This window comes from Bacillus sp. Cr_A10 (assembly GCF_029222665.1).
Taxonomy (GTDB): domain Bacteria; phylum Bacillota; class Bacilli; order Bacillales_A; family Planococcaceae; genus Psychrobacillus.
Genome location: NZ_JARHXR010000008.1, coordinates 225624 through 250739 on the forward strand (window position 1 = coordinate 225624; position 25116 = coordinate 250739).

The 25116-nt window shown below is 35.0% G+C and carries 27 protein-coding genes and 1 riboswitch; of the genes, 24 read left to right on the forward strand and 3 right to left on the reverse strand.

Going from position 1 to position 25116, the window contains the following annotated elements:
• Nucleotides 1–75 precede the first annotated feature (75 nt).
• The 6 genes from P2Q73_RS06790 (at nucleotide 76) to P2Q73_RS06815 (ending at nucleotide 5013) form a co-directional block, all read left to right on the forward strand.
• Entirely contained in the window at nucleotides 76–432 is a 357-nt protein-coding gene (locus P2Q73_RS06790; protein WP_053589839.1) for an STAS domain-containing protein, read from the forward strand.
• Nucleotides 422–868: an anti-sigma F factor gene (gene spoIIAB / locus P2Q73_RS06795; protein ID WP_053589838.1), complete on the forward strand. Its 447-nt coding sequence runs from the start codon at nucleotides 422–424 to the stop codon at nucleotides 866–868. Before P2Q73_RS06790 ends, spoIIAB begins: the two co-directional genes overlap by 11 nt.
• Complete coding sequence (locus P2Q73_RS06800; protein ID WP_053589837.1) at nucleotides 868–1656, forward strand: SigF/SigG family RNA polymerase sporulation sigma factor; 789 nt, start codon at nucleotides 868–870, stop codon at nucleotides 1654–1656. The genes spoIIAB and P2Q73_RS06800 overlap by 1 nt, the downstream gene beginning before the upstream one ends.
• Nucleotides 1657–1682: 26 nt before the next feature.
• Nucleotides 1683–3101, forward strand: a complete 1419-nt coding sequence (locus tag P2Q73_RS06805) for a spore germination protein (RefSeq protein ID WP_053589836.1) — start codon at nucleotides 1683–1685, stop codon at nucleotides 3099–3101.
• A 69-nt stretch (nucleotides 3102–3170) separates the two neighbouring features.
• Complete coding sequence (gene lysA, locus P2Q73_RS06810) at nucleotides 3171–4487, forward strand: diaminopimelate decarboxylase (RefSeq protein ID WP_275785131.1); 1317 nt, start codon at nucleotides 3171–3173, stop codon at nucleotides 4485–4487.
• A gap of 166 nt (nucleotides 4488–4653) precedes the next feature.
• Nucleotides 4654–5013, forward strand: coding sequence for a GNAT family N-acetyltransferase (locus P2Q73_RS06815; RefSeq protein ID WP_056829424.1), 360 nt, complete (start codon nucleotides 4654–4656; stop codon nucleotides 5011–5013).
• Between the two features lie 48 nt (nucleotides 5014–5061).
• Here P2Q73_RS06815 and P2Q73_RS06820 read toward each other — a convergent pair whose 3' ends face one another.
• Nucleotides 5062–5577, reverse strand: a complete 516-nt coding sequence (locus P2Q73_RS06820; protein ID WP_275785134.1) for a DUF309 domain-containing protein — start codon at nucleotides 5575–5577, stop codon at nucleotides 5062–5064.
• A 45-nt stretch (nucleotides 5578–5622) separates the two neighbouring features.
• Between P2Q73_RS06820 and P2Q73_RS06825 the strand changes: the two genes are divergently transcribed.
• From P2Q73_RS06825 to P2Q73_RS06880, 12 genes are all read left to right on the forward strand, one after another.
• Nucleotides 5623–6402, forward strand: coding sequence for a segregation/condensation protein A (locus P2Q73_RS06825; RefSeq protein WP_053589832.1), 780 nt, complete (start codon nucleotides 5623–5625; stop codon nucleotides 6400–6402).
• Nucleotides 6395–6967 carry an SMC-Scp complex subunit ScpB gene (scpB, locus tag P2Q73_RS06830; RefSeq protein ID WP_082460909.1) on the forward strand — a complete coding sequence of 191 codons (573 nt, stop codon included), beginning with the start codon at nucleotides 6395–6397 and terminating at the stop codon, nucleotides 6965–6967. The genes P2Q73_RS06825 and scpB overlap by 8 nt, the downstream gene beginning before the upstream one ends.
• Before the next feature lie 47 nt (nucleotides 6968–7014).
• Nucleotides 7015–7971, forward strand: coding sequence for a D-alanyl-D-alanine carboxypeptidase family protein (locus P2Q73_RS06835; protein WP_275785191.1), 957 nt, complete (start codon nucleotides 7015–7017; stop codon nucleotides 7969–7971).
• A 107-nt stretch (nucleotides 7972–8078) separates the two neighbouring features.
• Nucleotides 8079–8813 carry a pseudouridine synthase gene (locus tag P2Q73_RS06840; protein ID WP_053589829.1) on the forward strand — a complete coding sequence of 245 codons (735 nt, stop codon included), beginning with the start codon at nucleotides 8079–8081 and terminating at the stop codon, nucleotides 8811–8813.
• Nucleotides 8814–8912: 99 nt separating this feature from the next.
• The gene (resA, locus tag P2Q73_RS06845; protein WP_156316776.1) at nucleotides 8913–9449 is read left to right on the forward strand and encodes a thiol-disulfide oxidoreductase ResA; all 537 of its coding nucleotides are present in this window, start codon (nucleotides 8913–8915) and stop codon (nucleotides 9447–9449) included.
• A gap of 14 nt (nucleotides 9450–9463) precedes the next feature.
• Nucleotides 9464–11113 (forward strand): cytochrome c biogenesis protein ResB, encoded by a 1650-nt coding sequence (gene resB / locus P2Q73_RS06850; RefSeq protein WP_053589828.1) that lies wholly within the window; start codon nucleotides 9464–9466, stop codon nucleotides 11111–11113.
• A gap of 4 nt (nucleotides 11114–11117) precedes the next feature.
• Nucleotides 11118–12308 (forward strand): c-type cytochrome biogenesis protein CcsB, encoded by a 1191-nt coding sequence (gene ccsB, locus P2Q73_RS06855; protein WP_056829430.1) that lies wholly within the window; start codon nucleotides 11118–11120, stop codon nucleotides 12306–12308.
• A gap of 195 nt (nucleotides 12309–12503) precedes the next feature.
• Nucleotides 12504–13220 (forward strand): response regulator transcription factor, encoded by a 717-nt coding sequence (locus P2Q73_RS06860; RefSeq protein ID WP_053589826.1) that lies wholly within the window; start codon nucleotides 12504–12506, stop codon nucleotides 13218–13220.
• On the forward strand, nucleotides 13213–14988 hold the full coding sequence (locus P2Q73_RS06865) for an ATP-binding protein (RefSeq protein ID WP_053589825.1): 1776 nt from the start codon (nucleotides 13213–13215) through the stop codon (nucleotides 14986–14988). Before P2Q73_RS06860 ends, P2Q73_RS06865 begins: the two co-directional genes overlap by 8 nt.
• Nucleotides 14989–15035: 47 nt before the next feature.
• The gene (sigX, locus tag P2Q73_RS06870; RefSeq protein WP_275785144.1) at nucleotides 15036–15572 is read left to right on the forward strand and encodes an RNA polymerase sigma factor SigX; all 537 of its coding nucleotides are present in this window, start codon (nucleotides 15036–15038) and stop codon (nucleotides 15570–15572) included.
• Nucleotides 15565–16830, forward strand: coding sequence for a hypothetical protein (locus P2Q73_RS06875; protein WP_275785147.1), 1266 nt, complete (start codon nucleotides 15565–15567; stop codon nucleotides 16828–16830). Before sigX ends, P2Q73_RS06875 begins: the two co-directional genes overlap by 8 nt.
• Nucleotides 16831–16977: 147 nt before the next feature.
• Nucleotides 16978–17112, forward strand: a riboswitch (FMN riboswitch).
• Between the two features lie 157 nt (nucleotides 17113–17269).
• Nucleotides 17270–17863, forward strand: a complete 594-nt coding sequence (locus tag P2Q73_RS06880) for an ECF transporter S component (RefSeq protein WP_275785149.1) — start codon at nucleotides 17270–17272, stop codon at nucleotides 17861–17863.
• 990 nt (nucleotides 17864–18853) lie between these two features.
• Here P2Q73_RS06880 and P2Q73_RS06885 read toward each other — a convergent pair.
• Nucleotides 18854–19102 (reverse strand): ferredoxin, encoded by a 249-nt coding sequence (locus P2Q73_RS06885; RefSeq protein WP_053589821.1) that lies wholly within the window; start codon nucleotides 19100–19102, stop codon nucleotides 18854–18856.
• Nucleotides 19103–19214: 112 nt separating this feature from the next.
• On the opposite strand from P2Q73_RS06885, the gene P2Q73_RS06890 reads away from it, so the two are divergent.
• The 6 genes from P2Q73_RS06890 to P2Q73_RS06915 all read left to right on the forward strand — a co-directional run bounded on the left by P2Q73_RS06890 (nucleotide 19215) and on the right by P2Q73_RS06915 (nucleotide 24910).
• Nucleotides 19215–20249, forward strand: coding sequence for a YpbB family protein (locus tag P2Q73_RS06890; RefSeq protein ID WP_275785151.1), 1035 nt, complete (start codon nucleotides 19215–19217; stop codon nucleotides 20247–20249).
• Complete coding sequence (locus P2Q73_RS06895; protein ID WP_275785154.1) at nucleotides 20242–21657, forward strand: RecQ family ATP-dependent DNA helicase; 1416 nt, start codon at nucleotides 20242–20244, stop codon at nucleotides 21655–21657. The genes P2Q73_RS06890 and P2Q73_RS06895 overlap by 8 nt, the downstream gene beginning before the upstream one ends.
• A 79-nt stretch (nucleotides 21658–21736) precedes the next feature.
• Complete coding sequence (locus P2Q73_RS06900; RefSeq protein ID WP_275785157.1) at nucleotides 21737–22345, forward strand: LysM peptidoglycan-binding domain-containing protein; 609 nt, start codon at nucleotides 21737–21739, stop codon at nucleotides 22343–22345.
• Nucleotides 22346–22423: 78 nt separating this feature from the next.
• On the forward strand, nucleotides 22424–23053 hold the full coding sequence (locus tag P2Q73_RS06905; protein ID WP_275785159.1) for a CBS domain-containing protein: 630 nt from the start codon (nucleotides 22424–22426) through the stop codon (nucleotides 23051–23053).
• 79 nt (nucleotides 23054–23132) lie between these two features.
• Nucleotides 23133–23909 (forward strand): metallophosphoesterase, encoded by a 777-nt coding sequence (locus P2Q73_RS06910; protein WP_275785161.1) that lies wholly within the window; start codon nucleotides 23133–23135, stop codon nucleotides 23907–23909.
• 26 nt (nucleotides 23910–23935) lie between these two features.
• Nucleotides 23936–24910: a YpdA family putative bacillithiol disulfide reductase gene (locus P2Q73_RS06915; RefSeq protein ID WP_275785165.1), complete on the forward strand. Its 975-nt coding sequence runs from the start codon at nucleotides 23936–23938 to the stop codon at nucleotides 24908–24910.
• On the opposite strand, the gene P2Q73_RS06920 is transcribed toward P2Q73_RS06915, so the two are convergent.
• Nucleotides 24907–25116 (reverse strand): hypothetical protein (locus P2Q73_RS06920; protein ID WP_275785167.1); only part of this gene is annotated, 210 nt, incomplete at its 5' end. The genes P2Q73_RS06915 and P2Q73_RS06920 overlap by 4 nt on opposite strands.

Consider the following 25116-nt stretch of genomic DNA (forward strand, 5'->3'; position numbering starts at 1 on the left):
ATTTTTTCTACTTTTGTCAAGCGCAAGGATTTTCATTTGTGAATGTTGAATAGCGCTATCAGAGGAGGCGATTTTATGTATCACGAAGTAGAAAAAGTCGGAGACGAAATAATTATTATTCGATTAAAAGGTGAATTAGATCATCATGGAACTCATGATATACGCAATGAGATAGTACCGATGATCAAAAATGGTTCTATTAAAGTAATAGTTTGGAATTTAAAAGATTTACATTTTATGGACAGCTCTGGAATCGGTCTAATTCTTGGTAGAATGCGCGAACTTGCACCAGTAGATGGACAAACAATTATTGTAAATCCATCCCCTACGATGAAGAAAATTTTCGAGTTTGCAGGTTTAAGCCCATATATTTATAACGAATCAGAAATTGAAATTATGTCAAATTTAGGGGGAATCGTTTATGGACAATGAGATCACATTATCTTTTATTGCCAAAAGTGAGAATGAAGCGTTAGCTAGAATGGTAATGTCTAGCTTTATTGCTGAAATTGATCCAACCATTGAGGAATTATCGGAATTTAAAACAGTTATTTCAGAAGCAGTAACAAATGCAATTGTTCATGGATACGACGAAGATGGTGTTGGGAAAATAGAAATTCATGCGCAAAGAATAGGTAGAGAAATAGTTGTTTCTATTGTTGACTCTGGCAGAGGAATTCGAGATATCAATCAAGCACGTGAGCCTCTTTTTACAACGAAACCGGAGGAAGAACGTTCTGGAATGGGGTTTACCATTATGGAAAGCTTTAGTGATGACGTGGACATTTACTCTATTCCTGATAGGGGGACAACGGTAACCATTACGAAGAAATTTGTACCAATTCAAGAGTCATGTAGGATTGTCTAATGATGATGAATAATAAGCCGACTACTTTACTTACACAAGAAAAAATGAGGGAGTTAATTGCTTTATCGCAATCGGGTGATAAATTAGCGAGACAGCAGATGATTGAGGGTAATACGAGGCTTGTTTGGTCTATTGTGCAACGGTTTGCATCAAGAGGGGCCGACTTAGAAGATTTGTTTCAAATTGGTTGTATTGGTTTAATGAAGTCCGTCGATAAGTTTGACCTTAGTTATGAAGTTAAGTTTTCCACGTATGCAGTTCCGATGATTATTGGAGAAATTCAAAGATTCTTAAGAGATGATGGGATGGTTAAAATTAGTCGTTCCATTCGAGAGCTGAATTTTAAAATCCGTCACGCAACAGATGACTTCATGAAAAAGCATGAACGACAACCGACTATACTTGAACTAGCAAGTATTTTAGAAGTTTCAAGAGAAGAAATAGTCATGGCAACAGATGCATTAAGAGATCCAGCTTCGTTACAAGAACAACTATATGAAAATGAAAGTGGAGATGCTTTGACTTTGATGGATCAAATGAAAGATGAGCGCTCTGAAAAGTCATTTGATCATATACCGCTTAGAGAACTAGTAGAAAAGTTAGAAAAAAGAGAACAGATGATTATTTATTTGCGATATTACCTAGACTGTACTCAAAGCGATATTGCAGAACGATTAGGTATATCTCAAGTACAAGTCTCAAGATTAGAGAAGAAAATCTTAACTCAGCTTAAAACTTGGTTGGTACCTGCTGGTTTTGCGCATAATCCAAAAGCAAAAGATGGGTGATTAAAACGAAACCGCTATTTTCTAATATGTCAGAAGCAGAAGAGTACTTAAAAGAAAAGTTTGGCGTCAATGAATCGTATGATGTAGGAATATTGCATACCCATTTATACGAATTTCCAGTACTGCTTGTCTATATAAATGGTCTAGTAGATGGGCTAGTGCTTACTGAATTGTTAACAAATGTCCAAGATAATAATTGGCATACAGATTTAGATGAGAATAGAGTAATGGAGCATTACTTTCCTTATCACGCCATTACAGAATATGATTCGAAGGAAAAATGGCTTGCAGCACTTCTTAGTGGACAAGTTACATTTATATTAAAAAATGGCTCTGTATATACGATAGATGTAAGATCATATCCAGGTAGACAGCCAGAAGAGCCAGATAATGAAAAAGTAGTAAGGGGTTCTCGTGATGGCTTTACAGAGAATATCGTACAAAATACGGCATTAATCAGAAGAAGAATCCGTGATACCGATTTGCGGTTTGAATTACATCAAGTATCAAATTTAGGTCAAACAGACATAGCAATTACTTTTATTAAGGGCATAGCCAATGAAGATAATTTGGGTCAGATTCGTGATAGGCTAAAACAAATTAATCATGACGGGTTCACGATGACGGATAAAGCCTTGGAGGAATGGTTATTTAAACAAGGCTTTCATCCATTGCCTTTTGTAAGATTCACCGAAAGACCTGACATTGCAGCAGCTCATTTACTTGAAGGACATATTGTGATCGTTGTCGATACTTCACCGTCTGTCATTATTGTTCCGACAACACTTTTTCACCATCTTCAGCATGCCGAAGAATATAGGCAGGCTCCTATAATTGGTACAGTTGCACGACAGTTGCGATACTTAGGAGTGCTACTAAGTTTATTTCTTTTACCTTTGTGGTATTTATTTGCGAAGCATCCAGAATTTCTACCTAAAGCATTAGAGTTCTTAGGGCCGAAGAAGCTAAGTGAAATACCACTTTTATTACAAATTCTATTTGCAGATGTTGGTATAGAATTTCTGCGATTGGCAGCTATTCATACACCTACCCCATTGTCTACAGCGATGGGAATTATTGCAGCATTGGTAATCGGGCAAATGGCTGTTGATGTAGGTTTGTTTATTCCAGAAGTAATTTTGTATACAGCTATCACTGCAATTTTTACATTTGCTATTCCATCTTATGAGTTAAGTATAACGACAAAAATTTTCAGATTGTTTATTTTGTTGAGTACTGCAATATTTGGCGTAAACGGGTTTTTCATCGCTCTTGTAATTTTGTTTTGGTATGTGTGCTCGGTGAAACCATTGAATGTTCCCTATTTATGGCCAGTTGTTCCTTTCTTTCCTAAGGCTTTTTTACGTATTTTTATAAGATTTCCTATGCCTGCAGATGCAAAAAGACCTTTTATTACACGAGCGCCTGTTCGCAAAAGGTCATGAATAACATTGCATTTGCCTCATTTTCTGTGGTAAAGTTCATATAGAAATAGAGGAAAAGAGGCGGGAGACATGGTGATGGTATCAAAGCATGCTGTAAATGAAAAAGGACACTTATTAATTGGTGGAATCGACAGTACAGAATTAGCTAAAACTTATGGGACACCACTATTTGTATATGACTTGTCGCTAATTAGAGAGCGTGCACGTGGATTTAATAACACGTTTAAAGAACAAAATGTACAAGCCCAAGTTGCCTATGCAAGTAAAGCATTTTCAAGTGTCGCAATGTATCAAGTAATGAAGCAAGAAAATTTATCTCTTGATGTCGTTTCGGCAGGAGAGTTATTCACCGCTTTAAAAGCTGGATTTCCAGTTGAACGTATACACTTTCATGGGAACAATAAAAGCAAAGAAGAATTATTGTTGGCGCTTGAGCATAAAATAGGTTGTATCGTGGTAGATAATTTCTATGAATTAGAATTATTGGATACGTTAACTAAAGAACACAATCAAAAAGTAAATATTCTATTGCGTGTTACTCCTGGCGTAGAAGCACATACACATGACTATATTACAACAGGGCAACAAGATTCCAAGTTCGGATTCGATTTGTTAAATGGACAAGCTGACAAAGCGTTCCAAGAAGTTTATCAACATGATTATATTCAATTACTTGGATTGCATTGCCATATTGGATCTCAAATTTTCGAAACAATCGGATTTAAAGTTGCAGCCGAAAAATTAATCAAAAAAATGATTGAATGGTATAATAATTATGGATTCCTGTGTACTGTATTAAACTTAGGTGGGGGCTTCGGTATTAAATATACGGAAGAAGACTCTCCTCTTGAGCCGTCTGTTTATGTGAGAGAAATGATAAAGGTTGTTAAAGATTTAGTGGAAGAAGTTAACTTGGCAATGCCAGAAATTTGGATTGAACCAGGCAGATCACTAGTTGGAGATGCAGGTAGTTCTCTGTATACAATAGGTTCTGAAAAAGAAGTACCAGATGTACGGAAGTATTTAGCAGTTGATGGTGGTATGTCCGATAATATTCGACCAGCATTGTATGGAGCACTTTATGATGCAGTTATTGCAAATAAAATGGGTGAAAAAAATGTTGAAAACTATACAATCGCTGGTAAATGTTGTGAATCAGGTGATAAATTAATTGAACAAATTTCATTACCTACAGCGGAGCCAGGGGATATTTTAGCAATGTTTTGCACAGGAGCATATGGCTATTCGATGGCTAGCAATTACAATCGTTTAGTAAGACCTGCAGTCGTTTTTGTGGAAAATGGCAAACATCAATTAGCGGTAAGAAGAGAAACGCTGGAAGATATTGTCCATCTTGACCTTCCTTTATCATTAGAAAAGGAGTGAAACAAGATGAAAAAACAAAACATTATTCTGTTTCTTATTTTACTTTTAGCTGGAATTATTTGGGGTTTAATATACTGGTTCTTTATAGCTCCTAATAGTAATTTGTAATTGAAAAAATTGTCACGTAAAAATATTCTTTTAAAGAAATTAAAAGAGGGTCTTAACTATGTTGCTACGTTATAAAAAAACATTTGAAAAAATATCAATGGGACTACTTTCCTTTATGCCTCACGAGAAAGACGTGAAAAAACTATTGGAAACAATTCATCTATATGAAACCGATCCCGATTGGCATTTGTTTCTTTGGAAAAAAGATGAAGATCTAGTAGGGCTAATTGGTGTTAGAATGAATGGTACAGATGGAATCATTCAACATATTTCAGTCAATCCTTCTCATCGAGGAGAAGGTATAGGAAAAGATATGATACAGAATTTGCCATCTATTTTACATACAACATCTATTCAACCATCAGAGGATATTAAAGCTTTCTACGAAAAATGTAAGACAGAAGATGAAGAGGTTTAGATTCTTAATGTATTCCGATTAAAGTTCTGTTAAGAAAGAAGAATGACATTATAAAATGTCATTTCTTCTTTTTTTGCTTTTTTCTCTCTCTGCAAGTATTTCTGAACGATCTCTTAGCATATGCTTATGAATAAGAAAATTTTTATCATAACTAGTTTCGATATTGTAATTTTCTACTAATGAGTTTAAATACGGATCTTTAATAGAAACAAGAAAAGGCTGAAATGGTTCGTTTTCTTGCATATGTATTAATGAACTTGCAGTGTCCTGTATTAGATTACTATAATCAATGGTTTCATAAAAAGGTGAGCCACTAGTTTCTATTAACCGTTTTATACTCGTTTGCATGGTTTTTAGAGCTCCTGGATTATTTCCCCTACGCCAATGATACATACTTGTAGACATTAATATTAACGCGGTTAAAGGATGACTTTTTTGTTTTGGGGCAACCTCTTTCCAATAATCTTCTAATACCTCGTGACATTCAAAATAATCGTGTGTCACATTAAATTCTTTTATAAATTGTACGAAATTAGGATGGAATGTAGGATGCAATAGTATCACCTTTCCTCTATAATGATGTTAAAAACCGATAATAGGTGGAGTTTTATGTCTTATGAAGTTAAAACGGAGGCGTTTGAAGGGCCTCTGGATTTATTATTACATTTAATAAATCGTTTGGAAATAGATATATATGATATTAAAATGGCGGAGATCACATCACAATATATGGAGCATATACATGCTATGCGGGTGCTCGAGTTAAATGAAGCTAGCGAGTATTTAGTGATGGCAGCTACTTTATTATCCATTAAAAGTAAAATGTTACTCCCTATACATCAAGATGACGAAATGGATGATGATTTTGATCTTTCGTTAGATGACCCAAGGGATGAATTAGTTTTAAAGTTAATAGAATATAAGAAATACAAAGAAGCGGCAAGTAATCTACAAGAGATGGAGGAATCTTCTAGTCTCTTTTATACAAGACCTCCTGCTGATTTAAGTGGTTTTCAGGATAGTAAGCAGTTAGCATTATTTGAACTTGATGTAAATGTGTATGATATGTTGGGTGCCTTCCAAAAAATGCTTAGAAGGAAACAATTGAATGCTCCACTTCATACTCGAATAAGTAAACAAGAAATTTCGATAAAAGATCAGATGAAAAATGTTATATCCACTTTAAAGAAAAGTGGGGGAAAAATATCATTTTATAATCTTTTTCCTACTAGGGATAAAACGACAATTGTAACAACTTTTTTATCCTTACTAGAGTTAATGAAGCGGCAGATTGTTCAAGTAGAACAAAAAAGCAATTTTGAGGAATTATTTGTTCTATTGCGAAAGGAAGATTTTGAAAGTGAATTCGACGATGAAATTGATGAGTAAAATTGAAAGCTTGTTGTTTGTAAGTGGAGATGATGGTTTAACAATAAAACAACTAGCATTTTTGACTGAAACGACAGAACAACAGATTACAGAAACTATAGAAAAAATGATAGTAGATTACGAGAGTAAGGAAGAAAGAGGTATCATCATTAAACAGTTAGCAGGTACATATCAATTAGTAACTAAGCTTGAAAATGTACAAAGCATACAAAAATTGGTTGAGAATCCCACTACTCAGTCTCTTTCTCAAGCATCCTTAGAAGTACTAGCTATTATTGCGTATAAGCAACCAATCACGAGGGTTGAGATAGAGGACATTCGTGGAGTGAAATCAGAACGACCAATTTATACTTTATCTGCTAAAGGTCTTATTCAAGAAGTTGGTCGAGCAGAAGGCACTGGTAGAGCCATTTTATATGGTACTACAAACGAATTCCTTCAATATTTTGGATTAAAGAATATTTCAGCACTTCCACCACTTCCGGATGAAATTGCAGTGGATGATATGGAAGACACTGACTTGTTTATGACGAAGTTCCAGGAAGCATTTGTAAATCAGGAATAAATTAAAGAGGAGTAAATAATATTTTCAAAAAAACACTGCTTATCTTGATGTTCTTGCTATTTTGGCAAACAACTGGTGTAGAGGCTTCTTCCTCTTACGTAGCCATTGATGTTAACTCTGGTAGATTACTAGAGGGAAGCAATGCTCATGCAGAGCTACCGATTGCTAGTCTAACAAAAATTTGGACAGCTTTAACAGTTCTTGATGCTTCTGATTTAGATGAAGAAATTACGATTTCAACACAAGCAGCCTCGCAAGAAGGATCTTCTTTATATTTACAAGCTGGTGAAGTATGGACTGTAGAATCTCTTCTTTATGGTCTTCTTTTACAATCGGGTAACGATGCTGCCTATGCACTTGCTGAACATGCAGGGGGGTCGGTTGAAGGATTTGTCAAAATGATGAATGAGAAAATGCAACTTGCAGGACTAGAAAATTCACATTTTACTAATCCGTCAGGACTTCATCATGATGATCATTATTCTTCTGCAATAGATATGGCTAATATGCTTCGACTTGCCCTTAAAGATGAAGATTTTGAGAAAATAGCTTCCGCCAAAACGTTTCGACCAAAAGAGAGAAATGTGATTTGGAAAAACAAACATAAACTTCTCCATTATTCAGATCAAGCTATTGCTGGTAAAACTGGTTTTACAAAAAGAGCAGGCAGAACGCTTGTTACTTATTTTAAAGATGGTTCGAAAGAAATAATCGTTGTGACATTGAATAACTCAAATGATTGGAAGACACATACTGCATTAGCTGATAATATTTTCGCAAAATATGAAAACGTTAAAGTAGTGGAAAAAGGTAAATATAAAATTTTTAATAAAGAAGTAATCAAGGTTAAAAAAGACTATATATTACTATTAAACAAAGATGAAAAAGAGCAACTCCAAAATGTTTTACATATACCAAGGAAAAAAGATTCCAATCCATATATGTGGAATGTCTACATTAATAATGAACTTGCTTTACGATTTAAAGTAGATAAAATAAAATAAACAATCGGAGGGGACAGTTTTTCTAAAAAGACTGTCTTCTTTTAATTTGGCTGAAAGTATGACATAATTCACTCATGTTAGTGGAAAGAATGGACGAGGTGAATTAATTGGAAAGATTACAAAAAGTACTTGCTCATGCAGGGGTAGCATCAAGAAGAAAATCAGAAGAACTGATCCTACAAGGAAAAGTTAAAGTAAACGGTAAAGTAGTCACGGAACTCGGAATAAAAGTATCGGATTCGGATACAGTGGAAGTAGAAGGAGTTAAATTAGAAAAAGAGCAAAAAGTTTACTATTTACTCTATAAGCCTAGAGGGGTTATATCAGCTGTATCGGATGATAAGGGTAGAAAAACTGTGACCGATCTCTTACCTCATGTTACGGAGCGTCTATATCCTGTAGGAAGATTAGACTACGAAACTTCAGGTTTATTATTACTTACAAATGACGGAGACTTTTCTTATGCTTTAACGCATCCTAAATTCAAAGTAGATAAAACGTATGTAGCGCGGGTAAAAGGTATTCCATTAAAAGAACAATTACGTCCCCTAGAACGTGGAATTGTTTTAGAGGATGGAAAAACTGCTCCTGCTCGGGTAAAACTATTGTCTTCTGAAAGAAAGACAAATAAAGCTATTGTAGAAATTACAATTCATGAAGGTAAGAATAGACAAGTTCGTCGTATGTTTGATGCAATCGGTTTCCCTGTGCAAAAATTAAAGCGTGAGCAGTTTGGTTTTTTAACACTGCATGGTTTAAATGCGGGAGAATGGAGAGAGCTTACTACTCATGAGGTCAAACAATTAAGAGTTCTAGCTGAAACAGGTAAGGTAGGGAAATAAAGGTTTTTTTGTTCACAAAGCAGTCATAAGTCTTAATTTTTGTGTGTATTTATTTTGGTATAATAGTGTCGGTTATGTTTGGAAATGGAGGAAAATGAAATGGCTCAAACTAAAAAACAGCGTTTTTATATAAGAACTGTTATTTTGGTAGTGCTTACATTTGCAATTGTGTTTACTGTTTACTCCAACTTAAACAAAGAAAAAAACGCCGTCCTTCAAGTAGGTGATAAAGCACCAGATTTTATGTTAGTAGATATGAATGGTAACGAGCATAAACTTTCTGATTATCAAGGTGAAGGTATTTTCTTAAATTTTTGGGGTACGTGGTGTAAACCTTGCGCAACAGAGATGCCAGCAATGGACAACCAGTACAATGAGTATAAGGATCAGGGTGTTCAAACACTGGCAATTAATATTGGGGAATCTGATTTAAAAGTAAATAGCTTTGTTAATCGATATGGTTTAACTTTTCCTATTGCAATTGATCGGAATAAAAGTGTAATGGAACTATATAATATCGATCCCCTGCCAACTACTTTTTTAATTAATCCAGAAGGTCGTATTGAGAAAATTATAAAAGGTGAAATGACAGAGCAAGACATTGCTAATTTTATGGAACAGGTTAAACCTTCCTAAAGGAGTTCGTATAAATGGACAAAATAGTTTGTACATGCGGTAACGTAAACCCAGCTGGTACAGAGTTATGTGAAAGCTGTGGTCGTCCTTTATCACAAGAAATAAAAGAAAAAAAACTAGTAGACATGCGTTATGAAGGATCTGCTAGAAGGTCTCAAACATATAACAAAACAATTATTGACAAGATTTGGAATTTCTTTTCTAGTGTGAAAGTCGGTATGTGGATAATTGTTGCTATTTTAGTGGCGGCTGCGATAGGGACAATATTACCACAAGTGTTCTATGTACCTGCGGTATCGGAAGCAGATATTGCCGCGTATTATGAGAGAGTATATGGTACTTTCGGGAAAGTTTATTATGAATTGGGATTATCAGACTTATATAGCTCATGGTGGTTCCAAACATTAGTTGGTATGTTAGGGATTTCATTAGTTATTGCAAGTTTAGACCGTGTAATTCCACTTTATAAATCTCTTAAGAAACAAAAAACGAAAAGACATATCAGTTTTTTAAGTCGTCAGCGTATTTATGGAATTGGCAATGTGGAAGAGCCATTAGATTCTTTAAATAAAGCAGAAGAAAAACTGAATACAATGCGCTATAAAGTAAAACGAGAAGGAAATGCAATCTTAGCAGAAAAAGGTCGTTTTTCTCGTTGGGGCCCATATGTGAATCATCTTGGTCTAATTATCTTCTTATTTGGAGTTATGTTGAGAGCTATACCGGGATTTTATGTGGATGAAACAATGTGGCTAAGAGAAGGAGAAACACTTTACATACCAAAGACAAATGGATACTTCTTGGAAAGCAAAGATTTTATTTATGAAACGTATTCAAAGGAAGAGTCGGAAGAAGTGTTTGGTGAAGCAATTGACCGAGTTGGAACAATTGCTAAAAATTATCAATCAGATGTTGTGTTATATAAAGGTGCAGATGATGCAATTGCAGGAAAACCTGATGATTTAAAACCTATTAAAGAAGAATCAATTCAAGTGAATCAACCGCTTAAATTTGATAACTTCTCTGTCTTCCAAATGGATTTCCGTTTAGATGAATTAAAATCTATGACATTCCAATTACAAGACAAAGCTTCTAAGGAGTCTTTCGGGGAATTTACAATTGATTTGGCTAATCCCCAAGCAGAATATCAGTTAAAAGATGGCTACAAAGTGGAAATTATGGATTATTACGCGGATTTCACTGGTTTTGAAGATGGAGTTCCACAATCACAATCGCCGCTTCCTAATAATCCTGCATTTTTGGTGAAAATGTATAGTCCGGAATTTCCAAAAGGAGAAACAAGCTTTGTAATGATCAAAGAAACATTAGAGCCACTTGGCGAAAATCAGCATAAGATTGCATTCCAAAGCGTTGAGACAAGAGATGTTTCTGGTTTAACTATTCGCAAAGATTTAACGCTTCCTTTACTCGGACTTGGCGGACTGATCTTCATGATTGGGGTAGCCCAAGGTTCATACTGGAATCATCGTCGTATATGGTTGCAGCAATTAGAAGATGGGCAAGTTGTAATTGCAGCACATACAAACAAAAACTGGTTAAGTATTCAAAAAGACTTAGATGCAGTTTCAAAAGTTGCGATTCTTCCACCTTATGAAGACCAACAAGATTTAGACGCTAAAGCGGAAAAAGAGAAAGGAGTCTAGTTTTATGGATTTGGTATCACTTAGTAGTACTTTATTATTAATAGCATTTATTGCTTATTTAGTTGCAACTTTTTTATTCGGGGGAGCAGTAAAAGGTTCTAGCTCGGAGAATACTACTTCAAAATCATTTGATCGCTGGGGAAAATTAGCGATTACAGTTACTATTATTGGTTTTATATCCAATCTTGGTTACTTTTTTACAAGATGGATTGCAGCTGGACATGCTCCGGTTAGTAATTTATTTGAGTTTACAACTGCGTTTGGGATGATGGTTGTAGGGGCATTTATTTTAATTTACTTTATTTATAGAGTACCTTCTCTTGGGCTTTTTGCATTACCAATTGCCGTATTAATCATTGCATATGCAAGTATGTTCCCAAGAGATATTACCCCGTTAATCCCGGCTCTTAAAAGTTACTGGTTGACTGTCCATGTAATTACTGCGGCACTTGGTGAATCCATTTTAGCCATTAGTGCCGTTGCAGGATTAATTTGGCTTCTAAAAAATATTGATCTGACAAAAAAATCAAAACAGAGCTTTTGGATAGAGGCAGTTATGTATTTGGTTGTTTTAGTTCTTGGTTTTGTCATTTCTACGACTGCATTTACAATTGCAGACTATAAGGCTGAATATAGTTATGTAAATAAAGAAGGTAATGCAGCTGAAATGGAATATAACATGCCAGCTATTTTTGGAATGAATAAATCAGAAGCCATCACAGAAAATGCAATGGAACCACTGGTGGAAATGCCGCCATTAGTAAATGCTAAAAAACTTACGATTGTTACATGGTCTGTTATTTTTGGAACAATATTATATGTAATACTGCGTTTAATTTTACGCAAACCTATAGCAGCTGTGCTGCAACCATTTGCTAAAAAAGCTAACTCTCAATATATGGATGAAATTGGGTATCGTTCAGTTCTTATTGGTTTCCCTGTGTTCACTTTAGGAGCACTAATTTTTGCAATGATTTGGGCACATGAGGCATGGTCTAGATTCTGGGGCTGGGATCCAAAAGAGGTTTGGGCGCTTATTACTTGGTTGTTCTACGCAGTGTTCCTTCACTTACGTCTAACTAAAGGTTGGCATGGTGAAAAATCTGCTTGGCTAGCTTTAATTGGTTTTATAATTATTATGTTCAATTTAATAGCAGTAAACTTAATTATTGCTGGCTTACACTCTTACGCTTAATAGAATTGCTTATGTGCTTATATAACTCTCGGGGAATAGTGTATGAAGTCTGTACAAGTAGCGATAGAGTTTAATATTCTATTCTATAAATAAACGAAAAAGCTCTTGTCTCTTAAAGAGATAGGAGCTTTTCTTTCAATTTAGTACGACTAATTGTACAATATATATTAGAAGTTGATAGAAGGGTATGATATTATGTCTGAAATGATTAAGCTTTTAGTAGTAGACGATGAGGAACGTATCCGTCGATTGTTAAAAATGTATTTAGAACGTGAAGGTTACGAAGTTGAAGAAGCAGAAAATGGAGAAATTGCATTACAACTTGCCTTAGAGAATGATTATAATTGTATATTATTAGATATTATGATGCCTGAGAAAGACGGTATTGAAGTAATTACTGAATTAAGAGGACATAAGGAAACACCGGTCATATTGTTAACTGCTAAAGGCGAAGAAGCAAACAGAGTCGAGGGATTTGAACTTGGTGCTGATGACTACATAGTAAAACCATTTAGTCCAAGGGAAGTAGTCTTGCGCATTAAAGCTATTTTAAAACGCTCTGCTGTATTGTCACCTATTCAAGGAGCTTCTGCTTCAAAAGATATTGTAGTATTTCCTCATTTAACTATTGATCATGATGCACATCGTGTTACTGCAGATGGTGTTGAAGTAAGCTTAACTCCAAAGGAATATGAGTTACTTTACTTTTTAGCAAAAGCACCAGACAAAGTGTTTGATCGAGAACAGTTGTTAAAAGAAGTCTGGCATTATGATTTCTTTGGAGATTTGAGAACAGTCGATACCCATGTAAAACGGTTACGTGAGAAGTTAAATAGAGTATCTGAAAAGGCAGCTAAAATGATCGTAACTGTTTGGGGTGTAGGTTACAAATTTGAGGTTGTCAATGAATAGAATTTGGAATAGTGTTGTCGGGAAGCTATGGGGAACCATATTGCTTCTCGTCTTATTTGTGTTGTTTATTGTAACCGTTTTAATGCTAGAATTCTTAACAGATTTCCATACAGAGCAAGCGGAAGAATCTTTAAGACAAGAGGCAGCAACTATAGGGAAAATAGTGGAAGAGTACAACCAGGTGGAAGATTCCTTTCAAATTATTGAAGATATACTTGGTACAGAAACAAGTGCCTTAATTGTTAGAGATTCAAATTCCGTGTCTTTGTCTGTTCACGATGGTTTAAAGAAAGATGTTATTAGAGATAAAATACTTAAAGATAAAGAACTTACAAAAGTTTATACATCTAACGATACAATTATTAAAAAAATGTTAATGCCGTCCATGACAGAAGAGAATAAGATGGAATCATATATTATATTAGCATCTCCTTTGGAGTCAAATAATGAAATACATGGCGGTGTATTTATATACCAAAGTTTAGACGTGGTAAACAAAACGTCCAACCAGACAACGAACATTGTCTTTTTATCAGGATTTATTGCGTTATTGTTAACTACCATGTTTTCGTTTTTCTTAACTTCTAGAATCACATCTCCTCTCCGCTCTATGCGAGAAGCAGCTTCAGAACTAGCAAAAGGGAATTTTGAAGCAAAAGTTTCCTATCATCAAAAGGATGAAATAGGAGGACTGGCAACCGCATTCAATCGAATGGGAAGTCAATTAAAGCATCATGTGGAAGTGATTAATCAAGAAAAAGAACAGCTATCAAACATATTAACTTCCATGACAGATGCAGTGATTACCTTTAATAAAGATTTCAACGTGCAAGTAAGTAATCCACAAGCGGAGCTTTTAATGCAAAAATGGCATATGAATAATGAAGTAGCTGATAATTCTCATTTGCCTGCAGAACTATACCATTTACTGGATCATGTTTTCCATAATGAAGAGGAGATAGATGAAGAATTAGAAATTAAAGGTTCCTATTTCTCCGTTTCTATAAGTCTTCTTTACAGTAAAGAGATGGTTAGGGGAGCAGTTGTAGTTCTGAGAGATATGACAGAACAACACCAGTTGGATAAAATGCGTTCTGACTTTATTGCCAATGTCTCACACGAACTCAGAACCCCAATTTCGATGCTACAAGGATATAGTGAAGCGATTATTGATGATGTTGTGACGACGGAGGAAGACCGTAAAGAGATGATTCGAATCATTTATGATGAATCTAAACGAATGGGAAGACTTGTAACAGAATTATTAGATTTAGCACGTTTAGAATCAGGCTACTTAAGTATTTTTAAAGAGGAAGTATTGGTAATACCTACAATTGAACGAATTACTCAAAAGTTTGATCAAATAGCGAAAGAAAAAAATCTTCGTTTAAATTTTGAACAAAACTTACTTGAGCCTATGACGCTAGAAATCGATGAAGATCGTATGGAACAAGTGCTGACAAATTTAATTGACAATGCTCTGCGTCATACGGAAAAAGGATCTGTCACAGTTAGAATTTCGAAAATCGACCATCAATTTGTGATGGAAGTGGAAGACACAGGTTATGGCATACCGAGTGAAGACCTTCCTTATGTTTTCGAACGTTTTTATAAAGGGGATAAAGCAAGAACGAGAGGAAAGAGTGGAACAGGTCTTGGTTTAGCAATTGCTAAAAATATAATAGAACGTCATGATGGTAATTTATCTGTGGAAAGTGAACTAGGTGTTGGTACTAAATTCATTATCCGATTACCTCTAACTAATTGAAACAAAAACAGTTCATGAACGACTAATTGTAAGAACGGGGGGAGCTTATGAATGACTCCGTTTTCCACCGCTTGTATGATAATTATCATCAAGACGTTTTTCAGTTTCTGATCTATTTGGTTAAAAATAGACAGACTGCGGAAGACTTGGTCCAAGAAGTGTATGTTCGCGTTTTAAGGGCTTATAGCCGATTCGAGGGGAAAAGTTCTGAGAAGACATGGCTATTTTCTATTGCTAAAAATGTAGCAATCGACCATTTTAGAAAGCAATCAGTGAGAAAAAAAAGGTTGTTCGAATCCTTTAATTGGGAAACGATGCAACTTGCATCGTCAGATATGCTTCCAGAGGATTTAGTTCAATTGAATGACGAAATGAAATCTCTATTAACTGCTCTAGATGATTGCACTGGCGATCAAAAAATGGTTATCATAATGCGTTATTTTCAGCAGCTATCCATTGCTGAAACAGCACAAATACTTAACTGGTCAGAAGGAAAAGTGAAAACAACACAACACCGAGCTATAAAGTCATTGCGTGAACGATTATCTGAAACAAAGAAGGAGGGTAAGGTTCATCATGAGTGATTGGAAAAAAGATGATGAAGCACTAGATGAATTACTGAACCAAATGCCCAAGTTTACAGATCATCGTTCCAAAGAAGATGTGTATAATCGGGTAAAACAAGAGGTATTAGGTCACGAAAAAGAATCAACTAAATACTCTTCACGTAGGATTCAATCCAAATGGTTACCTTTAGTTATTTCAATTGCTTCCATATTTCTTCTCACTTTTTTAGTTTCTTCCTATTTGAATAATGACAATTCAATGAAGCAGTATAGCACTAGCGAAAAAATGGAACAGAAGAGCAGTGAAGAAGAAAGTACGCAGTCCATGGATGTTACTGAGAATGCTGCTATAACAAGTGAAGAAAGTAAAACTGAATCATCGGACGATATGTCAAAAATGACAAGTATAATGGAATCGTATATAGAATTAAAACCAATAGATAAAAGATATGCTGTCTATGAAGGTGATTTAAATGGAGGTACTGTGTTTCATTTTTCATTCAATGAAAATGCATTAACTGTACCTGTCACAATTATTATTCCAAAAGAGCAAGTGGAAGCCGATTTTCCAGATATGAAACCAAATAGTTTACAGTTGTATGAACGTTATGCAAGTTTGATTAATGAAGAGTCGCTCGGATTTACAGAGTATCATCCTTATAAAGGGTATTTTGTTGCGGATAATCAATTACTAAAGCATTATCTCCCTACTGCACATGGTTATGACACAGCGTCTGGAACATCGGTACCGTATTGGAGCTCTCTAAATGAAATTTTTACGGATTTTGATTCAATCGCTCTTTTAAATGAGGACGGCTCTCCACTTGAATGGGATCAAGTAGGCATATTAGCTGAGCCGAGTAAATTAGAAGGGTCGAAAGGTCAACATAATTACTATAATTACCGTGCCCAAAATGGAAATATATATTTAACTCCTAACTTTTCAGCTTCTTATGAAACGATTGCTGAAGCATTTATTGAAATGAAAAACGTAGATAACGACATATACACTTCTGTAATCCCATCGAATATTACTTACTCATATGAAGATCGAGAAGGAATAGCTGTTATCAAATTTAACGAACCATTGGATTTAGAATCGATGGAGCCAAATGAGGCTACAAGATTAATTGAAGCATTCGCATTGACCGCAGCAAGCTTTGGAACTGAAGTGAAATTAGAAAATGTAGTACAGGAGCAGTGGGAAATATTTAATTTCGAAAATACCCTTCCTACTCCACTTGGACCAAATGGTTTTATAATGAGCGTCCAATAAGAATTTGGAATGCCAAGCTTTGATTTATTCAAAGCCTGGCATTTTTTATATCATAAAATTTTGAAGCAATTATATTGCATAAAGGTTGTGTTTTTGTTAATATATTATTAATTCAAGATATTATTCTTGAAGAATAATAAAATATTGATTCATCTTCGGGGCAGGGTGAAATTCCCGATCGGCGGTATTAGAAGATTTATTTCTTGAGCCCGCGAGCCGTAATTGGCAGGATTTGGTTAGATTCCAAAGCCGACAGTATAGTCTGGATGGGAGAAGGTGAAGGTACAGTCGTTTTTCGTATACTCTAATACGGATACGCTTTTTTTAAGTGTGCCTTGTTTCTCCCTTGAGCTCTTTAATAGCTTAAGGGATTTTTGAGTTACAATTTCGTACTGAACCTTTCTTCTTGTGGAGTGAATCGCAAAAGGAGAGAGGAATAATGACAAAAAGTAAGACGCGAAAGCTTATTGCTATCGCAATGTTGAGTAGTATTTCCTTTGTATTGATGCTACTTGCATTTCCGTTACCGGTACTACCAGCTTATTTAAAAGTGGATTTTAGTGATATTCCAGCACTAATTGCGGCTATTACGATGGGGCCAATTGCAGGTATTGTCGTAGCGTTTTTGAAAAACGTATTAGATTGGTTGTTTGCTGGAAGTCCAACTGGTGTACCAGTAGGACATATGGCGAATTTTGTAACTAGTATTCTATTTATAGCACCTGTTTATTTAATTTATCGCAAAGCATCATCATCTAAAGGGATCATGTACGGTTTAGCTTCTGGAACGATTTCCATGGCAATAGGCATGAGTGTTTTAAATTACTTTGTATTTTTACCAATGTATACGTACTTCTTAAACTTCCCTATGGAGACTGGTACAGCTTTGTTCAATTCTATTATTTTCGGTATCCTACCGTTCAATTTGATAAAAGGACTATTAGTTACAATCGTTATGATTGTTTTATTTAAGCGAATGAAACCATTGCTCGACCGAGTAACAAATTCGTTTAGTGTTCCTGATGTAAATTAATTAAAGGACGTTTCTCTATCTTAGAGAAACGTCCTTTCTGGTTTTAGACAAAAGGAAGTTTGCTAATTGGTCTCGTTCATTATTTTGATTTTTTGTCATGCTTTTCTATTAACTCAGGATTATTCTTCCTGGGTATATAAAAAATAATAAGGTATTTTATTGTAGGTTTGGGAAACGTCCGCTCGAATCCTTCGAGAAAGCGAGAAAGGCGACACTACAGGAGTCGAGCAAGGGCACTGAGAAAGTCCTCACTGAAGTATGTGAACGACAAGTTGTTCACATACTCGATTTTTATGTTGGCCACATTAATTTCCGTTCCAGGCGGACGCGTTCCGCCGGCATGGCTTCAGTCGCTTCCCTCGCTCCGCTCAGTCCAGGGTCTTCACCTCATGCTTTTCCGGCTAGAGTCGCCGCCTTTTACTTCAATCAACTATTATCCGCGTTCCAATTAGAAATCCATCATGCCATTAATAGAGCAAGTATTAATCACTTAAATTTTTTCAATCAGTATATAAAGAAAAATCGTTGAAAAAGGCGACACTCCTGCGGGAAAAGCGTTAGCCGAAGACCCCGCAGTTGAGGGGAAGGCAATCTAAGTTCGCCGCATCCTGCGGCAACGATTGCATGACCAACATCGTGTTGGCCTAGGAGGCTAAGGCAACGCCCGCGGAAAGGGAGCCGTTTCAACGATTTTTTTATTTATCGGACGACATTATTTAGTAAAGTCAAATTCTATAGACTTTTTCAGTGCCCTCTGCGTAAGGAAGGCTAAGTGCGCCTCGTCAAATGTAAGGCAATCTAAGTTCTCTACATTTTGTGGAAAACTTTGGGAAAATTGTATATTATATATAAAAATAAATTCGAGTTTGTCTACCAGTCTGAAAGGACATTCCTCTATTATTTAGAAAATGCTTCTTTTAGATAAGCCTTTTAAAATGTTTTTCTTATAAAAAAACTGCCTGAAAAATCTAGGCAGTTTGTATTGTTCATCTATTCAAATTTCAAAGCATCGCCTTCAAATGACTCATCTGCCACTTTAATTGAATCTGTAGGGCATCCTTCAAAAGCATCTTCCATATCTTCTAGTAGTTCGTCTGGAACTTCTACTGTCCCCATGTTATCATCTAGAATAACGTATGCAATGCCTTCATCATCGTAATCGTATATATCAGGTGCTGCTGCGCCACATGCGCCACAAGCGATACATGTATCTTTATCTACAATTGTATATTTAGCCATAAATATATTCTCTCCTTTATATCTGCTTACACGGAATAGCTATCTTATTCATTCTAAAGCTGTTTACGTGACATTTCAACAAAAATACATTAAAAAACGTGAGGTATTTACAGTGTACTTTCATCAATTATTATTATTAATCATACATAAGTTTCATGGAGAACGGTCTTCTACAGCTCCATTTTACTTATTAAAAGGCAAAAAATCTGGCCAGACGATACAGGATGTTACTTATTTTAAACTTCATCCTTTTTTTTCACTGTATCCTAAATTATCACTAGATGAATATAATGGCGAAATTTTGACACTTTTAAAAGAGGGGTATATTGAAGAAGACGAGTCGATAATTAATCTTACAGAAAAAGGCACAATGCACATGAATTCAATGAGAGACCCTCAATTTAATGGATGGTTATATAGAGGAAATGAGCATATGTTTTGGAGCAGAATTGCTTTGGTTATTCAAACGTTATCTCATTTTGAAGCCAATGTGCACCGTTATGTTCCAAATCAAAAGAATCCAGATATACATCATTTTGTTAAAGAATATCTATTTAGCAGGGATTATAAAAGTGCAGAATTTTATACAAACTTTAGGCAACAATTTCTGCAGCTACTTGAGAACACAAAATTTGAGAATATTCATAGAGAAATATTTGTCTATCGTCTAAGTGGTTATGGAAGGAGTGGGTTGACATGGGAGCAATTAGCTCGGTATTACAATCGACCACTTTTGGATATAAAACTGTTATTCATTGAGAGTTTACATATTGCACTATCGATTATCCATAATGAAAAGTTTCCAGACTTATTACCTCTCACAAAAAATGTAGAGGTTCAAACTCCTTTGACTGAATCTGCAATGAAGACGTATCAATTAATTCAAAAAGGCCATACCCTGGAGGATATAGCTGCAATACGCTTTTTAAAATTTAATACGATTGAAGATCATATTATTGAAATCGTATCAGCTATACGAAACTTTCCTATTTACTCTTATATATCCAATGAACAAGTTGATAAAGTGTTGAAGATTTCTAATAGTTTACAAACTAAAAAGTTAAAAGCTATTCGCGAGCATGTTCCTCATTTAAGCTTTTTTCAAATTAGAATTGCACTTGCAAAAGGAGAAGGGGCTAATGGATAAGCTGACAGAAATTCTTCATCAGAAATTTGGATATAGTTCTTTTCGAGAAGGACAAAAAGAAATAATTGAACAGGTCATCGAAGGAAAAGATGTAGTCGCAATACTGCCTACTGGTATGGGAAAATCATTATTATATCAATTGCCCGCTTATTTTATAAAGGGTACTGTTGTAATTGTTTCTCCATTAGTATCGTTAATGCAAGATCAAGTAGAACAATTAAAGATAATCGGTGAAAAAAGAGTAGTTGCAATAAACTCTTTTCTAACTTACGAACAAAAAGAAATGGTTATGAGAAATTTGGCTTCCTATAAGTTTATCTTTACTTCACCAGAAATGCTTCAAAATAAACGTTTTAATAATGCCTTATCCGCTATTTCCATAGCATATATAGTAGCAGATGAAGCACATTGTATTTCACAGTGGGGGTATGATTTTCGTCCTGATTATTTGAGAATCTCGAAATGGTTAGATGCATTTCCAAAAGCGAATGTACTTGCTTTAACAGCAACTGCCACCAAAAAAGTAGTTAAAGATATAAAAGGGACCTTACATATGAAAGATCCATTTGAGTATATTCATTCATTAGATCGACCTACAATTGCTTATGAAGTACAAAAAGTAGATGATCATAAGGAGAAAGAAGCTTGGATTGTAGGTCGTATAACCTCTACTAATGGTCCAGGAATTTTATATACTCAATCTCGTAAAAAAGCAGAATTTTATGCTAGTGAATTAGAGGAAAGAGGAGTAAAAGTTGCATTTTATCATGCTAAAATGGAACAAGATGATCGTGTATTAGTCCAACAACAATTTCAGCATGGAGATTTAGATTGGATTTGTGCAACAAATGCATTTGGTATGGGTATTCATAAAAACAATATTCGACAAATTATACATGATCATATCCCAACTTCTATTGCTAGTTATATGCAAGAAGTGGGAAGAGCAGCAAGAGATGGAAATCAGTCGATTGCTTCACTTATTTACACTAATTCGGATGTAGAACAGTCTTTTTATGTTGCAATGAAGGATTTTCCGGATGAAACGGATATTCATGCTGCTTTTCAATCAGAAGATAATCAGATTATTCTTTCGGAGACTACGTTACGTATATTGAATTATTGGAAGGAAATCTTATCTGAACAAGAGACTATTGCTTTATTTCATGACATAAAACAGAGAAAATGGCTAGAAATTCATAAGTTATTTAATTTATTCCAAAGTGAACGGTGTATAAGGGAACAAATTTTATATTCTTTTGATGAACAACTGATTACTAGGCCAATGAATTGTTGTTCAAATTGTTCACTTGATCTCCAGCTATTACTTACAAAACGTGAAAAGCAAAATGGAGAAGAAATAGAACTAAACTGGTTCAATAGAATTAATGAGTTGCTCCGTCCTTAAAACATTGTGAAGTTTACTTTTTCAACAAAATTCGTCATAATAGAGTTAGTAAAGAAGGAATGAATGGAGTTTGAACAATATGAATCAAGACGATTATCAAAAAAAGATTGATGAGCATAGACAATCTATTGGCCTAGAAGATAATATGACGGAATCAAGAAGAACTAGAAGATCTAGCTATACTAAAAAGCCTAAAAAAAAATCTAAAAACCTTCTGTTACCTTCTTTGTTTTTTATCTTTATCTTAATACCTGTGTGCATTTTCCTATATGTACATTTTTTCTACACTCCAGATAAAGTGGAAGAGGCTTCTAGTCAAGGTGTCATTCAAGTGGAAACAAAACCAATTTCAAATGGCACGGAGCAGGAAGAGGAAGAAGAAAGTGTGGAAGAAAATTCGCAAGAAGCCGAAGATGAGAATGAACCTTCAACCCCAAAAGAGGAGTCAATTGAACAAGCAACTCCTGAAGTGAAACCAGAAGTGAAAACAGAACCAAAAGAAGAACCAAAAGAAGAAGAACAAAAAGTTGAAACCGAACAAAGAACGCATATTGTAAAAGCAGATGAAACACTGTATCGAATAGCAGTAAACTATTATAAGGATCCAAATGCAGTTGAAAAAATAAAAGCTGCAAATGGATTAACATCGAATAGTATTTCAGCTGGACAGAAACTGATATTGCCTTAGAATAACTTGTAAAGAAGGATATTTTCTACTTTTGAAGAATATATAAAGAATATCCCGTTTGGAAGAGGTGTACTTTAAATGTTTGTAAAAAGTGTGATGATCCCTAAAGAAAAATGTTTGACTGTTCAACCAAATACTTCACTGCTAGAAGCTTTGCAGCAGCTTGATGAAAAAGAAATTGATGCACTTCCTATACTCGATAATGGTATATATAGAGGTATGTTTAATAAATATCTTTTATATAAGGCCTTTTACTATAGTGACTTGGATCGAGAAACATTTTTAAAGAAGACGACTGTTATGGACGTTGTTACAAGAGAAGATACATTCGTAGAATTAGAAGATGTATTTGAAAGTACTTTTGTAAAACTGTACGACTTTCCAATTATCGCGGTATTAGATGAAGGAAAGTTTCTAGGAATTGTGACACGATATGATACAATTAACCAGTTCCAAAGCGCTTTTGGTATGAATAGAAAAGGCACTAGAATTACTTTTGCCTCAGTTGAATCCGAAGGTCGGATACTTAAGGTTTCGGATATTCTACACAAATATCATACACCTGTAATTTCATTAGTTACTTTTGATGAAACGGATAAACTAGCCCGTAGAATCGTACTTAAAATTGATAACGATCAAAAAGTAGATCGAATTATTGCAGACCTTGAAAAGTCAGGATTTCGAGTATTACACATCGACAAAGATTGATAATAATCTCTACAATATTTGTACGGCGCTGGACAGGGGAATTCCCTGTCCTTTTCTATGTTTAGATAGGGGGATATAATTGACTTATATCATTATACTTTTCATCATTTTTAGTGCAACGTTGATGTTTTATATGAGATTTTTGGCGTTTCAGACAAATGTTATAAAACATTCATTACAAATCGAGGAAATGAAAGATGGGGAGCAATTTAATATATTTTTCATCTCCGATATTCATCGTAGACAAATACCCGAAAAACTGATTCATTCTCTAGTAGGTGAGGTAGATATAGTAGTGATTGGGGGGGATTTAACTGAAAAAGGTGTACCCCTGGAGAGAACTGAAAATAATATAGTTGATTTAAGTAAACTTGGACCTGTTTATTACGTTTATGGAAACAACGATCGTGAAATAGGTGAGGAGCATCTGAACTCTATATTAGAAAAAAATGATGTAATGATTTTAAATAATACATCTCTGGCAATACATAATAACCATTCTGTCATTCGTTTAGTTGGAATAAATGATGGTTTTAGTGGAAGGGTTAGAATATATGATGCTTTTCAAGAAGTATCAGAAAATGAAGTAGTTGTATTTGTATGCCATGCACCAGCATTTTTCAACAATGCCAAAAAAGTGGCTAAACCACATTTGTTAATGGCCGGACATCTTCATGGCGGGCAAATTCGTTTGGGCCCTATTGGAATTTATGAAAAAGGAACGTTTCGGGTGAAAGAGAAAAGCGCGGAACTTGTAAGTAATGGCTTTGGTACTACAGGGATTCATCTAAGGTTAGGGGCTAAATCAGAGTGCCATCTCATCACATTATTTGGAAAGCAAAAAGGAAATAACTAGAAGAATTAAGGAAGGAAGTTATAAGTGTGGATCAAAACATAGACGTACTCATTGTTGGTGGAGGACCATGCGGACTTGCAGCAGCAATCGCTGCTCAGGAAATTGGTTTAAATTGCGTAGTTATAGAAAAAGGAAATATCGTGGAAGCAATATATAATTATCCTACTCACCAAACTTTTTTTAGTACAAGTGAGAAACTATCGATAGGCGATATACCTTTCATTGTCGAAGAAAGAAAGCCAAAGAGAAATCAAGCGTTAGTCTATTATAGAGAAGTAGTTAAGTTAAAAAACATACAAGTTAATAAGTACGAGTATGTACAGAGTGTAGAAAAAAAAGATAAACATTTTCTAGTGACAACTTCAAAAGCAATTTATCATGCTTCGAATGTCATCATTGCAACAGGTTATTACGACCAACCTAACTATATGGGGATACCAGGAGAAGAATTACCAAAGGTTCTACATTATTTTAGAGAAGGTCATCCTTATTTTGCCCAAAATGTTTTAGTAATAGGAGGCAAAAACTCCGCAATTGATGCTGCTTTAGAGTTAAATAAAGCAGGTGCAAATGTAACAGTTGTGTATCGCGGTAGTAATTATTCTCCAAGCATTAAACCTTGGATTTTACCTGAATTTGAGGGACTTGTCCGCAATAAAGAAATAATTATGCATTTTGATACCTCAGTGTTAGAAGTGGACGAACAGTTTGTGTATTTAAATGGACCAGATGGTGATTTCAAAGTTGAGAACGACTTTGTATTTGCGATGACAGGTTATCATCCAGATCATAATTTTTTAACTAAAATGGGAGTTATTATTGATCAGGAGTCGGGTAGACCTACATTTAATGTGGATACAATGGAAACGAATATTGAAGGCATTTTTATTGCAGGGGTGATTGCTGCAGGAAATAATGCAAATGAAATATTTATTGAAAACGGGCGTTTTCATGGTAATCTGATTGCAAAGGAAATAGAACGAAAAAGAATAGGTAATTAATGGATACTTCCTGCTTCATTGAATTGATCTTTCGTCATCGGACTATTAGTTAGAACAAGTAAGTGTAGAATATAATGTTCATTATAGAATTCGGTTGATTGAAACGAATGGCGCGACTCTAGCGGGAACAGCGTGTCCAGATAAGACCCCGCAGGAGACTCGATTTTTATTTTGGACCCATTAATTTCCGTTCCAGGCGGACGCGT

Excerpts from the sequence above, each read along its gene's own strand:
- P2Q73_RS06865 (WP_053589825.1), top strand. The coding sequence starts at position 13,213 with ATGAATAGAATTTGGAATAGTGTTGTCGGGAAGCTATGGGGAACCATA.
- P2Q73_RS06885 (WP_053589821.1), bottom strand. The coding sequence starts at position 19,102 with ATGGCTAAATATACAATTGTAGATAAAGATACATGTATCGCTTGTGGC.
- P2Q73_RS06790 (WP_053589839.1), top strand. The coding sequence starts at position 76 with ATGTATCACGAAGTAGAAAAAGTCGGAGACGAAATAATTATTATTCGA.
- P2Q73_RS06800 (WP_053589837.1), top strand. The coding sequence starts at position 868 with ATGATGATGAATAATAAGCCGACTACTTTACTTACACAAGAAAAAATG.
- resB (WP_053589828.1), top strand. The coding sequence starts at position 9,464 with ATGGACAAAATAGTTTGTACATGCGGTAACGTAAACCCAGCTGGTACA.
- resA (WP_156316776.1), top strand. The coding sequence starts at position 8,913 with ATGGCTCAAACTAAAAAACAGCGTTTTTATATAAGAACTGTTATTTTG.
- P2Q73_RS06875 (WP_275785147.1), top strand. The coding sequence starts at position 15,565 with ATGAGTGATTGGAAAAAAGATGATGAAGCACTAGATGAATTACTGAAC.
- P2Q73_RS06880 (WP_275785149.1), top strand. The coding sequence starts at position 17,270 with ATGACAAAAAGTAAGACGCGAAAGCTTATTGCTATCGCAATGTTGAGT.
- spoIIAB (WP_053589838.1), top strand. The coding sequence starts at position 422 with ATGGACAATGAGATCACATTATCTTTTATTGCCAAAAGTGAGAATGAA.
- P2Q73_RS06835 (WP_275785191.1), top strand. The coding sequence starts at position 7,015 with ATGTTCTTGCTATTTTGGCAAACAACTGGTGTAGAGGCTTCTTCCTCT.
- ccsB (WP_056829430.1), top strand. The coding sequence starts at position 11,118 with ATGGATTTGGTATCACTTAGTAGTACTTTATTATTAATAGCATTTATT.
- lysA (WP_275785131.1), top strand. The coding sequence starts at position 3,171 with ATGGTGATGGTATCAAAGCATGCTGTAAATGAAAAAGGACACTTATTA.
- P2Q73_RS06815 (WP_056829424.1), top strand. The coding sequence starts at position 4,654 with ATGTTGCTACGTTATAAAAAAACATTTGAAAAAATATCAATGGGACTA.
- P2Q73_RS06900 (WP_275785157.1), top strand. The coding sequence starts at position 21,737 with ATGAATCAAGACGATTATCAAAAAAAGATTGATGAGCATAGACAATCT.
- scpB (WP_082460909.1), top strand. The coding sequence starts at position 6,395 with ATGAGTAAAATTGAAAGCTTGTTGTTTGTAAGTGGAGATGATGGTTTA.
- P2Q73_RS06905 (WP_275785159.1), top strand. The coding sequence starts at position 22,424 with ATGTTTGTAAAAAGTGTGATGATCCCTAAAGAAAAATGTTTGACTGTT.
- P2Q73_RS06895 (WP_275785154.1), top strand. The coding sequence starts at position 20,242 with ATGGATAAGCTGACAGAAATTCTTCATCAGAAATTTGGATATAGTTCT.
- P2Q73_RS06825 (WP_053589832.1), top strand. The coding sequence starts at position 5,623 with ATGTCTTATGAAGTTAAAACGGAGGCGTTTGAAGGGCCTCTGGATTTA.
- P2Q73_RS06860 (WP_053589826.1), top strand. The coding sequence starts at position 12,504 with ATGTCTGAAATGATTAAGCTTTTAGTAGTAGACGATGAGGAACGTATC.
- P2Q73_RS06805 (WP_053589836.1), top strand. The coding sequence starts at position 1,683 with ATGTCAGAAGCAGAAGAGTACTTAAAAGAAAAGTTTGGCGTCAATGAA.
- sigX (WP_275785144.1), top strand. The coding sequence starts at position 15,036 with ATGAATGACTCCGTTTTCCACCGCTTGTATGATAATTATCATCAAGAC.